Annotated in this window: 16 protein-coding genes; 4 read left to right on the forward strand and 12 right to left on the reverse strand. The window is 45.0% G+C overall.

The window, feature by feature from the left end:
• Positions 1-295: 295 nt before the first annotated feature.
• The 5 genes from ADA01nite_RS20240 to ADA01nite_RS20260 form a co-directional block, all read right to left on the reverse strand.
• A complete protein-coding gene (locus ADA01nite_RS20240) occupies positions 296-712 on the reverse strand; it encodes a UPF0158 family protein (protein WP_146812246.1) in 417 nt (138 codons plus the stop codon).
• 18 nt (positions 713-730) lie between these two features.
• Complete coding sequence (rlmD, locus tag ADA01nite_RS20245) at positions 731-2149, reverse strand: 23S rRNA (uracil(1939)-C(5))-methyltransferase RlmD (protein ID WP_170230397.1); 1419 nt, start codon at positions 2147-2149, stop codon at positions 731-733.
• 26 nt (positions 2150-2175) lie between these two features.
• Positions 2176-3054 (reverse strand): diacylglycerol kinase, encoded by an 879-nt coding sequence (locus ADA01nite_RS20250; RefSeq protein ID WP_146812247.1) that lies wholly within the window; start codon positions 3052-3054, stop codon positions 2176-2178.
• A 124-nt stretch (positions 3055-3178) separates the two neighbouring features.
• Entirely contained in the window at positions 3179-3883 is a 705-nt protein-coding gene (locus ADA01nite_RS20255; RefSeq protein ID WP_146812248.1) for an ATP-binding protein, read from the reverse strand.
• Between the two features lie 59 nt (positions 3884-3942).
• Positions 3943-4146, reverse strand: coding sequence for a helix-turn-helix transcriptional regulator (locus ADA01nite_RS20260; RefSeq protein WP_371863587.1), 204 nt, complete (start codon positions 4144-4146; stop codon positions 3943-3945).
• Positions 4147-4312: 166 nt separating this feature from the next.
• Between ADA01nite_RS20260 and ADA01nite_RS20265 the strand changes: the two genes are divergently transcribed.
• Positions 4313-4654: a helix-turn-helix domain-containing protein gene (locus tag ADA01nite_RS20265; RefSeq protein WP_281286055.1), complete on the forward strand. Its 342-nt coding sequence runs from the start codon at positions 4313-4315 to the stop codon at positions 4652-4654.
• A gap of 92 nt (positions 4655-4746) precedes the next feature.
• Here ADA01nite_RS20265 and ADA01nite_RS20270 read toward each other — a convergent pair whose 3' ends face one another.
• Positions 4747-6003 (reverse strand): (Fe-S)-binding protein, encoded by a 1257-nt coding sequence (locus ADA01nite_RS20270; RefSeq protein WP_246147437.1) that lies wholly within the window; start codon positions 6001-6003, stop codon positions 4747-4749.
• Positions 6004-6067: 64 nt separating this feature from the next.
• Complete coding sequence (locus ADA01nite_RS20275; RefSeq protein ID WP_246147436.1) at positions 6068-7513, reverse strand: FAD-binding oxidoreductase; 1446 nt, start codon at positions 7511-7513, stop codon at positions 6068-6070.
• 142 nt (positions 7514-7655) lie between these two features.
• Here ADA01nite_RS20275 and ADA01nite_RS20280 point away from each other — a divergent pair, with 142 nt between their 5' ends.
• Positions 7656-8351 carry a FadR/GntR family transcriptional regulator gene (locus ADA01nite_RS20280; RefSeq protein WP_146812251.1) on the forward strand — a complete coding sequence of 232 codons (696 nt, stop codon included), beginning with the start codon at positions 7656-7658 and terminating at the stop codon, positions 8349-8351.
• On the opposite strand, the gene ADA01nite_RS20285 is transcribed toward ADA01nite_RS20280, so the two are convergent.
• The 4 genes from ADA01nite_RS20285 to ADA01nite_RS20290 all read right to left on the reverse strand — a co-directional run bounded on the left by ADA01nite_RS20285 (position 8346) and on the right by ADA01nite_RS20290 (position 9889).
• On the reverse strand, positions 8346-9086 hold the full coding sequence (locus tag ADA01nite_RS20285) for a sirohydrochlorin chelatase (protein WP_146812252.1): 741 nt from the start codon (positions 9084-9086) through the stop codon (positions 8346-8348). The two genes, ADA01nite_RS20280 and ADA01nite_RS20285, sit on opposite strands and share 6 nt — an antisense overlap.
• 110 nt (positions 9087-9196) lie before the next feature.
• Positions 9197-9334: a hypothetical protein gene (locus ADA01nite_RS22320; protein WP_170230398.1), complete on the reverse strand. Its 138-nt coding sequence runs from the start codon at positions 9332-9334 to the stop codon at positions 9197-9199.
• Positions 9335-9453: 119 nt separating this feature from the next.
• On the reverse strand, positions 9454-9591 hold the full coding sequence (locus ADA01nite_RS22325) for a hypothetical protein (protein ID WP_170230399.1): 138 nt from the start codon (positions 9589-9591) through the stop codon (positions 9454-9456).
• A 79-nt stretch (positions 9592-9670) separates the two neighbouring features.
• Positions 9671-9889: a hypothetical protein gene (locus tag ADA01nite_RS20290; protein ID WP_146812253.1), complete on the reverse strand. Its 219-nt coding sequence runs from the start codon at positions 9887-9889 to the stop codon at positions 9671-9673.
• A gap of 477 nt (positions 9890-10366) precedes the next feature.
• Between ADA01nite_RS20290 and ADA01nite_RS20295 the strand changes: the two genes are divergently transcribed.
• Positions 10367-10660, forward strand: coding sequence for a hypothetical protein (locus tag ADA01nite_RS20295; RefSeq protein ID WP_146812254.1), 294 nt, complete (start codon positions 10367-10369; stop codon positions 10658-10660).
• A 269-nt stretch (positions 10661-10929) separates the two neighbouring features.
• Here ADA01nite_RS20295 and ADA01nite_RS20300 read toward each other — a convergent pair whose 3' ends face one another.
• Positions 10930-11127, reverse strand: coding sequence for a hypothetical protein (locus ADA01nite_RS20300; RefSeq protein WP_174760632.1), 198 nt, complete (start codon positions 11125-11127; stop codon positions 10930-10932).
• Positions 11128-11768: 641 nt separating this feature from the next.
• Here ADA01nite_RS20300 and ADA01nite_RS20305 point away from each other — a divergent pair.
• Positions 11769-12305: a hypothetical protein gene (locus ADA01nite_RS20305; RefSeq protein ID WP_146812255.1), complete on the forward strand. Its 537-nt coding sequence runs from the start codon at positions 11769-11771 to the stop codon at positions 12303-12305.
• Positions 12306-12350 lie beyond the last annotated feature (45 nt).

The following is a 12350-nucleotide window of genomic DNA, read 5'->3' on the forward strand; positions in this document are numbered from 1 at the left end:
AGATTTATTCTATTCCACAGCTTAACTGAAAATTTCTGTGTTCGACAAATTGTTTCTAATCATTGATAGTTTACGATTAGGTTCATTTGTAAAAAAGTTCAAATCGTTATGTATCATTATTCCTTCGCCCCTTAGGAAGCCTAATTAACTCTATATTAACAGTATACATGAGGATTTTTTACTATTGTTACCAAAGACCATATTACCTTATTTTTCTATAATAATAAATATAAAAAGCACCTACATTCACTGTAGATGCCTAAATCTTATCACTATTCTCTTGATTAAATGCAGCCTAAGAATAAGAAAGGCCAAGCGAACCTAACCATTTTAAAATTCTTTCTTTTGCATATTGCTTTTCGTATTCATACCACTTCTCTTCAATACCAAACATAATCACTTTGTCCTTAAATCTTCTAAAAGGGTTTCTTCCATCAAGTGCATCAAACAACTTCCCGGCCACATTGGGGTCCTGTTCTTTTGCAAACATAAACATTAGGTCATATGCTTCAGATGTTGTGATTTGCGGGATTATCACTAGATCCTCTGTGGCTTCCTCATCGTCCCAGTCAATTCCTGGTTCTCCTGTTAAGTGATCAGGAGCATCAATAAGAATTTCCCCTGTTTTTACATTTAACACGCTTGACATTTCTTCACTTCTAAACAAAAAAGCATCGATCAATTCATCCATTAACTCCACAATCATTCTCATCCTTCATCTCTCATAATTTTACTCATCCTTCAAATATAGCCTTACCACGCACTCCACATGCGAAGTATGTGGAAACATATCTACCGGCTGCACTTCCACCGTCCTGTATCCCCCATCTTCAAGGATGCGAAGGTCACGGGCCAGCGTAGCCGGATTGCAGGACACGTAGACGACGCGCTCCGGCTTCATTGCCACAATGGTATCAAGCAACTTCTCATCACAGCCCTTGCGCGGCGGGTCCACCACCATTACATCGGCAACGTTGCCTTCTTCATACCACTTCGGAATCACCGTCTCGGCCTCACCGGCCGCAAACGTTACGTTATTCATCCCGTTGAGCCGGGCGTTTCGCTTTGCATCCTCAATCGCATCCGGCACAATCTCTACACCAAACACATGCTTCGCCTTCTGCGCTAAAAACAGCGAAATCGTTCCGATGCCGCAGTACGCGTCGATAACATTCTCTTCGCCTGTCAACGCGGCATATTCAAGCGCCTTACCGTACAGGCGTTCTGTCTGTACCGGATTCACCTGATAGAACGAGCGGGCCGAAATCGCGAAGGTAACGTCACCGATCGTATCGTAAATATACTCTTCGCCCCACAATACACGGGTTTCGTCACCGAAGATAACATTTGACTTCTTCGTATTGATATTCTGCACGATGCTGGTTACCCCGGGAACGGAACTTACCAGCTCATTCACCAGTGCATCCCTGTTCGGAATTTTTTCTCCATTCGTTATGAGGACAATCATAATTTGCCCGGTGGCAAAGCCGACCTTGGTGACGACGTGCCGCAATAGACCTCCGTGCGTCTCCTCATTATAAGCGCGCACACCGTGTTTGCCCGCGATTTCTTTCACACGTGCAACGACTTCATCGCTTTTTTCATGCTGGATCAGGCACGCTTCCATGTCGATGATTTCGTGCGAACGCTGGGCGTAGAATCCACCGATAAGCCCTCCTTCTTCCTCGCCGATCGGCACCTGAGCCTTGTTTCGATAGCGCCACGGCTCTTCCATTCCGATGGTCGGATGCACGGGAACGCCTTCAATCTTGCCGATGCGGCGCAGATTATCTTCCACCAGCTTGCGTTTAAATTCAAGCTGCGCCTGATAGTCCATGTGCTGCAGCGTACAGCCCCCGCAACGTTTATAGATGGGGCACGGCGGAACTGTTCTGCTTGCGGCAGGTTCCACAATCTCCATCAAACGGGCGTACCCAAACTGCTTCTTCAATTTGGTCGCCTTCGCCTGAATTCGCTCGCCTGGCAGCGCGCCCGGCACGAACAGCGTATATCCTTGATAACGCCCCACTCCATTGCCCTCATGCGATAAATCTTCGATAACCATCTCTACCGTCTCGTTTTTTTCAAGCGGCAGACCGGATACGCCGGCCGCGGTGGCCCGTTTCTTTCTACGTGATGTATTTGCCAAAGTGATTCACCTGTATTTCGTAAATTTTACCGAATAAGCTGGATGTGACGCGGCAGTGCCGTAAACGTACATGGAAGGCGACTGCCAAGTTCACCGTCCAGATTAAGATCGACTTGCTTGGCCGATGTCGCTTTTAGCTGTTTCGCCTGAAAGTAGACAACGTTCGGGTGTTTGAAATGATCTCCCTTGAGCGCCATGGTTACGATGCGGATAAATTCCGGTAACGACGTTTTCTTCAGGACAATGCAGTCAAACAAACCATCATCAAGCTTTGCGTTCGGAGCCAGCTTCTCAAATCCGCCTACGGAGTTGCTGTTGGCGATTAAGAAAAGCATAATTTCCTCGTCAATCACCCGCCCATTCGCTTCAATCCGTACATGCATGGGCGAGAGAAACGGCAGTTTCTCAATGCCTTTGATGTAATACGCAAGCTGTCCCAGCATCGTCTTGACTTTGCTGGGGACTTCGTAGGTCAGTGTGGTCAGCATTCCACCCGCGGCAATATTAATAAAATATTTATCATTAATCTTTCCGATATCGATAGGAGACGGCTTCCCTTTGGCAATAACACTGACCGCTTTCATAATCGACCGGGGCAGACCAATCGCGCGGGCGAAATCGTTAGTCGTTCCCGCCGGGATAATACCCAGCGCGGGCCGATAGCGCTGTTCGGCAATGCCGTTAATCACCTCATATACCGTACCGTCCCCGCCCGCGGCAATCACCAGGTCAAAGCGGTTTTCTACCGCCCTGCGCGCTGCCAGCGTCGCATCTCCCCCGCATTTGGTCGCATGACATGACGTCTCATAGCCCGCTTCCTCCAAAACATTCAATATGTCAGGAATCCGCTTGCGGACTTCTTCTCGTCCCGCAGAAGGATTATAGATAAGCCGAGCACGTTTCAATAGTATCCATCCTATCCACAAATTTTCTATGTTATATCATACCTTCTTTTTCCCATTTTTAAAAGGCAAGGACTTTTTTAAATGAAGATTACTGTTTTATCGTCTTCGTAACCATTTTTTCATTTTAACTGTATGGCAAAGTGAAAGTCACAGCAGTTCCTCGTCCTTTACGGCTGCGAATATTAATGGTACCTCCATGCATCGCAATGATTTTTTGGGAAACGGGAAGTCCAAGTCCCATCCCTACCTCTTTTGCGGAAAAGAAAGGATTAAATGCCTGGGAAAGAATATAAGCGTCCATCCCTTTTCCATCATCTTTAAAACATACGTATGCTGTTTCATCACTCACTTTTGTTTGAATCGTAATACACATGGTAGGTTTTTCTTTAGCTTCAATGGAATTTAAAAACAGGGAAAGCATTACCTGCGCAATTTGCGCAGCGTCAATATAAAGCGGATATTTGTTCAAATCAGGAGAAAGATCGAGTATAATATCTGTATTTTGCACCATCAACTGCCTTAACACTAGATACCGAAACTCTTGTACCAGATGATTAATATACGTGTACTGTCTTTGAGGGGTAAACGGCCTTGAAAAAAGCAAAAAATCACTGATAAATTTATTTGCACGGTCAATTTCCGGTATTAAAATATTTAAAACGATATCCAACTTTTCTTTTTCGGCTCCTTCTGTTTCCAGGAAATATTGGAGATATCCGCGTACAGTCATTAAAGGATTTCTTATTTCATGGGCCAGTTTCATTCCAACGTTACCTATGAAAGGCAACCGCTCTTCCTCTATCTCTTCCTTGCATGTAAACTCATTCATTCTATTCTCCTTCTCCTTCTCTATCTAGTTAACATAAGAAACACTACGCTTTTGCGGCTTTACTTTTCATCAAAGAAGCGCGTCCAATCAAATTGCAGGGTTGCAGCTATTTTTTGTGCCACCGGTACACTCGGGGTCCGCACCCCGTTCTCAATTTGCGTATAATAAGCTCGTTGTATGTTTACTGCCGCCGCAACCTGTGCCTGTGTATACTTTTTTCCTTCTCTTATTTCGACCAGCCATTTTCTTTGCTTCAAATTCACCGTCCCTCTCTTCCTGTGGCAATAAGCAACTTTTTTCCTTAATTTTACTGTACATTTTCATAGAAAACAATGGAATTTGTAACTTATCGCTACAAATATTTTTATGTAGCATTTTGCTACAGTATAATAAATCGGAATAAAAAAGGGAGGGATTGTTCTGTTAGGTATCCGATTAAAGCAGCTTCGCCAGCAAAAACGTTTGACCCAGGAAGAAACGGCGAAACTTCTCAATATTTCCCGCGGAACTTATGCACATTATGAAATCGATAAACGACAGCCTGATTTTGCGACACTTGAAAAATTGGCCGACTTTTTTGGCGTCTCAATCGATTATCTCCTCGGACGCGTCGATGATCCCCTTCCCCAGCTTCTTCGCGACCCTTCCATTAATATTTCCGCTTATGAAGGGTATCAGGATCTTTCGCCAAAAGAACAGGAAATCGTTAAAGAGCAAGTTCGCCACACAATAAAAATGTTAAAAGAATTAAAAGAAAAAAATAAGCAATAACGCTTCGGCTTGTACAATCAGCAAAGACGAAGGTTATTGCTTATTTTTTACCCTTTACGAAAAAACTGTATAAAGATTATACGACCATGCTTTTATAGTGCCCGATCCAAAAGGTCCATAATATGGACCGCTTCCATCTGGTCTTTCATGCCGGCACGGATAATGCCCTGCTTCATCTGCAGGAGACAGCCCGGATTGGAAGTGACGATAATGTGTGCTTTCGTCTGCCGGACATCCTTCATTTTGTCATCGAGAATGCGCATCGACATATCGAAGTTCGTAATATTGTAGATGCCCGCCGAGCCGCAGCAGCTGTCCGCATTTATCATCTCGATATATTCGACACCCGGAATGCTGCGGATAAGCTGACGCGGCTGATTACGGATGCCCTGCCCGTGCGCTAAGTGGCAGGAATCCTGATACGTAACGCGCACGTTCAGTTCTTTCTTGAATGTAAGCTCCGGCAGCTCTGCCAACAACTCGTTGGCGTCGCGCACCTTCGATACAAACTTCATGGCGCGCTCTTTCCACTCCGGTTCGTCATGGAACCAGTGATGATACTCTTTCAGCGCCGCCCCGCATCCGCCGGCGTTATTCACAATGAAATCGACACCGGCCTTCTCGAACGCTTCAATGTTGCGTTTGGCGAGATCTACGGCTCCGTCCTTTTCCCCGGCGTGCGCATGCAGCGCGCCGCAGCACGCCTGATCGTCCACAAATACGACTTCGCACCCCGCTTTGGTGAGAACGCGTGCGGTTGCCTGATTCGTCTCGTAAAACATGACGTCCATGATACAGCCTTTGAACATGCCAACCTTCAATGTCGCCTTTTGCCCTTCTGGCTTCATGACTTTTTGACGCTTCTTGCGTTCCGCAGGAGAGGCGACTTTGTCGACAGCCTGCTGCATTTCCGCCATCGGACGCGGCAGAATATTAATCAACCCGGTTTTTTGCGCCATCGTCTGCAGGCCCGCAGACTGTGCTGCCCAGAGTGCCGTCCCCAGCTTTTCGATACGCTCGGGATGCGGGAAGACCTTATTGAAGATAATATCGCGGATAAACGGCGCTTTTTTCTCTTCTTTCTTCCGGGTCTCCACCACTTCGCGCGCGGTTTCTACAAGGCTTCCGTATGGTACGCCTGCCGGACAGGCCGTTTCGCAGGCCCGGCAACCCAGACACAGATACATGTTAGCTTCGAATTCATTATCCACCTCAAGCGACTCCTGCGCGACCCCTTTCATCAGGGCAATCCGACCGCGCGGGCTCGCTACTTCCTTGCCGGTTTGACGATACGTCGGACAGGCCGGCAGGCAGAAGCCGCACTGCATACAGTTCATGATTTCGTTCATATCAAACTTGCCTAAAAGCGAGATATTCGTCGATTCGCAGCCCGGTGTTGTGCTGTTCTGCGGTTTAGTTGTGAGCGTGTTCATGTTCGCATCCGCACCCATTGGTGTTCACGACCACCCTTCTTCTTGCGCTTTTCGCAAAAATTTTGCCAGGATTCATAATGCCATGCGGATCAAATGCTTCCTTAATCCGTCTCATCAAGTCCATGCCGACCGGTCCGACTTTCAAATCGAGATAGCCGGCTTTTGCCATACCGACGCCATGCTCTCCGGTAATCGTCCCGCCAAGCTTGATTGCGGCGTGGAAAATTTCTTCAAACGCCTGCTCGACGCGATGGATTTCTTCTTTATCCCGCTCGTCCGTCAGGCATGTCGGATGCAGGTTGCCATCACCCGCGTGACCGAATGTACAGATTTGCAATCCATATTTATTGGCAATAATATCTACTTGATCGACCATCTCGGCCAGATTGGCCCTTGGTACGGTCGCATCTTCAAGAATTGTCGTCGGCTTTACCCGTGCCAGCGCAGACAATGCGGAACGGCGCGCCGCCATCAGACTTGCGCCTTCCTCTGCCGTCTGTGCAGTGCGAACTTCCGTCGCCCCTTCGGAACGGCAGATATCGGCAATGCGCTCCATGTCGTGCTCGACCTGCCACTGCGAACCATCCTGCTCAATGATGAGCATCGCTTTCATATCAAGCGGAAGACCGATGTGCGCGAAATCTTCCACTACGACCATCGTAGCCTGATCGAGGAACTCCAGCGTGGCTGGAATGATTTTCGCCGCGATAATGCGCTGCACGCTGCGCGCTGCCGATGTCAGATCATTATAATAGGCGACCATTGTTTGTTTAGCCGCCGGAAGCGGTAACAATTTTGCGGTGATTTCCGTAATGACCGCAAGTGTTCCTTCCGATCCGACCAGTAGCTTCGTTACGTCATAGCCTGCCACGTCTTTGGCATTCTTCCCGCCGACCCGCAGCACCTCGCCGTTCGGAAGCACTGCTTCCAACCCCATGATATAATCCTTCGTGACCCCGTATTTCAGGCCGCGCATGCCGCCCGCACATTCAGCTACGTTGCCGCCCATCGTGGAAATTCGCATACTCCCCGGATCCGGCGGATAGAACAAGCCCACCGCCTCTACCGCTTTGTGCACGTCCGCCGTAATGACACCCGGTCCGAACGTGGCGGTCAGGTTCTCCTGATCAATTTCTTTAAACTCATTCAGACGGTTCATATTCAATACAATGCCGCCTTCGACCGGCACTGTGCCGCCGCACAGGTTCGTGCCTGATCCGCGCGACACAATCGGAATCCGATGCTTGCTGGCCACCTTCATAATCGCGGACACTTCTTCGACGCTGGCCGGAATGACAACCGCGTCGGGCATCGCTTGATACAACGGTGTTGCATCATAAGAATATACGTATAATTCATTTGGTGAATCTAAAAAATAATCTTTACCGACAATGCTGCGCAGTTCGCTTTTTATTTGCTGGTCCACAACTGTCCTCCTCCTTGCTATTCAGCAGGTCATCAGATGAATTTATTATTAACTCTACCATAGTTTCAAAAAAAATTGTAGAGTATTAAAGAAAGCGTGTACGAAATTAAGAAAGAAAAATTACAAGGAGAACCAAGAGAGCATGAGTTTAATTAAGAAAAGCTACCAGATTGTAGCAGAAGATTTGCAGAAGATGATTGAAGAAGGAATGCTGAAGCCGGGTGCACGAATAAAAACAATCGACAAACTGGCCGAACAATACGGGGTCGGCAAATCGACAATCCGCGAAGCGCTCAGCCAATTGAAAGCACGCGGTTTGGTCGAATCCCGGCAGGGTGAAGGCACATTCGTCAAAAGCGACGCCACAGCCGCATTGAAAAAGCTGTCTACATTGACCGTCAGCAATCATCAGGAACTCACCCACCTGCTGCAGGTGCGCAAAATTATCGAGACCGGCTGTGCCGAGATAGCGGCGCTTGCCCATGATGAAAAAGATGAAGCGATGCTGCGTGAAATCGTAAACAACATGGCACTCTGCGGCGATAACGAAGAAATGTCCCGCATTTATGACATTCAATTCCACATGGCGATTGCCCGCGCGACAAAGAATCCATTCCTGAATAATATGATGGAGAGCATCTCGGAAGTAATGAACTATACAATCCGGGACAGCCGCAATCTGTGGCTGTACAGCAAAGACGGATCAGCCAGCCGTCTATACCAGGAGCATATGGAAATTTTCGAAGCGATCCGCAGCCGCGATCCTAAAAAAGCGCGCCGCATGCTGGAAAGACACCTGACCCGAGTAGAGAAAGCACTGGAAGCCAATCTTTTATAAATAAGCGGCAATCGTCTCTTCGATCCACCGTGCTATGCGGGCATCGGGGAGATACGCCTTTCCATTATATCGATGCACAATTCCATCCAATTTTCCCGGCATCGCTTTTTCCGTATAATAGCCCGGGCTTAAAAACACAGGCACGATAAGCAGGCGGTTTTTCTTCGACACTGCCCGGGCACGGCGTGCGAGCGTATCGGGATGAATGGTTGCATACGTGGCTCCGTTAAGGCCAAGCTCACGCCGCAAACCGGAGGCCAGCCGTCCCAGCATCCTCTCCCATCGTTCTTTAAAACCGGGTACATCGCTGCCATGCGCGGCAAGCAGCAGCACTTCCTCCGCCGGATTGTCGGACAGCTCCTGTACGCGATCTCGTAGAATTTCGCGGATAATCGGATGATCATCCATCGGTTCCGCCCAGATAACACGAGCCCGAATGAGAAGAGGCTTTAAGTCTGTCTCCACTCCCGGTTCGTCGATAAGTCCGAGGGCGTATTGAATTTCGCTTAAATGGGTGCTGCCGCTCGAGACAAACAGCGGGATGGCAAGAATCTCTTCTACTCCCTTCGCCTCCAGTCTCTCTATTCCCTTTTGGATTGTCCTATCTTCCACCATACCAAGAAAAGCGGCTTCCATAGGCAGCCTGATTTTCAGTTGGTTAAGCAATCCGTCAATTTTCTGTACCCAGCTTATATTGGGCGATCCATGACTGATAACAAGCACGCCGCGTGTCATCCTTCTCCCTCTTTTCTTATTAAACCCAGTTATTTACTAAATTTTAATGCTTATTTCAGCAAATGAAAAGCCTGAAATACTTTTTCCAAGCATTTCTCACGCTGTAATCATCAATTTAGCCGTGCCGCTTGCTCTCCGAAAGAGCTGTTACGGATTGAGTCCACAACGATGGCAGCCGAATAAAACTGGCTGGGTCCCATATCACGGACAGCGAACGAGCGTTCATGTCGCTCTTTTCGAAACGACACAAATACCACCGTTTATGTCGTGAAAGCCCACTCTTAAAAATCCACTAAAAAGTCGATTCCTTAGCGTACAGGAAATCGGCTCCAATCTCATTTCAAAATTGATCGTTCGTCCATTATAATTAATTTTTTCTTATTACAATTTCAAGACGTTGTTTAAATCCCTCATTTATTTTTCGTATTTTGTTCCATTTTTCCTCAATTCGTTTATCTAGACTTTTTTCAGAAACAGCAACAAAAATTATTTTCTCTTTTCCCATATCAGTTTTTCCTTTTGAGAGCTGCTTCATGCTGAATAGAACGGGAAGAAAGTAACTCGATTACACTGCGCTGTTCTTCCTATGCATTTGCCACCTGGCGCACTTCACTTTTGATTTCTGTAGCAGTGTGATCAAGTTTGTTAAGGAGCTTCTCTGCTAGTCCATCTATTTGATTCCTTACATCGTTTTTCAAATCATTTTGACCGGATTCGAGTGCTTCCATCCTTTTTTCAAGTCTACTTTGACCCTCTCTAAGTGACTGTAACTCAGAAAGAATTTGCTTCAACATTTCTTCCACTTTCGGTCCCTCACTTCAGTTTTCTTGTTGCAATTTTATCATAAAATCAATAAAATCTTCCTCAAAACTTTTCCCTTACTAAAACTGGCTAATCAACACGTGTGACACCATCCTTTACTTTATTTGTTAGAAAAATGATAGTGTTTATCAGTTTGTATGAAAACTAACCGTACAACAGGCGCCACAGATTGGAATAATAGAGTTACAGGAACGGTTAATTTTTGGAAGGCTAGGGGGTATACTATAAGCGTTACAAGAACTTCACCTAGTTTTACTAACTTATAGGACAGAAATTAATATGCAATCGTTCATGATACGTGGTCAACAACACCTAAGGATGTTTATTTATATGTCGGGAACCTTTCTTCCTGGTACGAAACTGTAAAAGTAGTGCCACAGTAAAATTCAACTTGGCATACTGTAAGGGGGGGGGTTGAACTGAGAAGGATAATAATACTGTCTATTGTTTGCTTTATTTTGATTAGCTGTTCAGGACCTTTAGGTAAGACAAATGATTCTTCTGATGCACCAGGCACTGTCGCTGTATCAAGAAAAAAAGCTAAAAAAATAGCTGTGGAATATTATGGGTTAACCCAAGTTTCAGATATACAGCTAAGACACCTAAAGGAACAAGAAATAAAACTTTTAACAGAAAAGCAAAAGAAATTTACACCAATATATTATGTTATATCAGGAAGCAAAAAGGGAGAAAAGTATCTGGTTTTTATTTCATCTCAAAATGAAGATGATCACTTCATAAGTAAACAATAAATCCTAAACTTGTATCCCGGATTTCTTGGCTAATTTTTAAAGAACGCCAGGAAGTAAATAGTGTTGTAGTTCTTGTGAAAACAAAGTAAGTTCTTCGGGAATTGTGAGATTAATAAAAACCATTATCCTCTACCTCATTATTTAGAGAAAGAATAGTGGTTTTTTGGGTAGAAGGATTTCTTAGTTTGATGGGGATGGGAGCAAACTATTAGCAGCGATTTTTAAGAAAAGAGTCTTATAAAAATAAAGATAATGCTCCTAAAGGTTAGCTAAAACCGGACAGCCACCAGAAATGTAAAAGTTTCCTTTCTCCGCATCGCTTCTTGCTCCAGCAACAGACCGTACGTATCCGGGAGGCGGTCCCGCAAAAATTGAAGCAGGTTTCGAGCAAAATCAATTTCTTGTTTATTAATCTCCTGAATAAGAATACCTTCTTCATCATCCAGCGATTGCATAATATCTCCCATCCGGTTGCTGCTCCCCCCGTAGAATGTCATGTCTTTTTCGTGTCCAACACGGTTTAAGGCCGCGATAAACACACCGTCCGAAATGCCATTAGCAGACATTTAAAACAGAAAATCTAAACAACACTACACCTATACAAGAGATTTAAAAAAACTACTATAACAGCATAATAACCAGTCTAAGGGGTAAATTATGAACTGGTTAGTAAGTATTGAATCATCGTAGAGCGCTATTTTTTTGTATATACATTTTTTTGCATATAAAAGCAAGAGCTGACTTATTAGAATCATATACTCTCTTTTCTTGATTTGCGTTTATAGCATTGGATTATCTTTCAATATTGCCTACAGTACAAAAACATTCATCATAGACTTAGCATTTGAAGCTATCTCCGTATTTATAATTTATAAAATGAGGAGCAATATGTTGATTGTAACCTTTCTTGTCATATTAATCTTCATAATTAGTATTTGGATTAGAAGTTTTTTTGAGCCTCTCATGGCTAAAGCCACGAGATTCCCACGCTACACTTCTCCAACGAGAGTCTGATTCCGAAAGAGCTTACAGAGGAACAAGCGCTCCAAGAGATGACGATAAATCGGGAATAAGTTATCTATACTAGTCTGAAAAGGAGGAAACTATAATGAAGAAAATGGCTGCATTAGCACTGTCTCTTGGTGTTCTAGGAATTGGAGTATACCAAATGAATCAACCAGAACAAGTGATTGCACACGGTAGTTTTGCTAAAGCCTATACAGACGTAAGTGCGTCTCAAGATGCACAGCATGTAGTTATCGGGAAAGTAAAGAAAAAGATTAAAAGCTATGTTAAAGGTTGGCCGCAAACTGAACTGTTGATTGAAACCGAGCAGAATGTTAAAGGTGAATTGCCGAGCCAATTCATCTTTGTGCAAGATGGAGGACTGGACGAAGAGGCGAATCAATTTGTAACATTTGAAAACTACGAGATCGTAAAACCAGGCAAGTCTTATCTCTTCTTCCTAAACAAAGTGAACGAACAAGATGAAATTTCCTCAGAAGAAAATGGGCTTGTAAAGTATTGGTCCATCGGTGGCCCACAAACCGTCTATGAAATTAACGACAAAAAAGTTAAAAATTTATACAACAAACAAGCAAAAGAATTAAAAGAGCTTGAAAACATTATTAAGGAAAATAACTAAAGATGACCTCTTCATCCATTACAACTGAGTTCTCTATTTTTAACG

It is taken from the genome of Aneurinibacillus danicus, from assembly GCF_007991215.1.
Taxonomy (GTDB): domain Bacteria; phylum Bacillota; class Bacilli; order Aneurinibacillales; family Aneurinibacillaceae; genus Aneurinibacillus; species Aneurinibacillus danicus.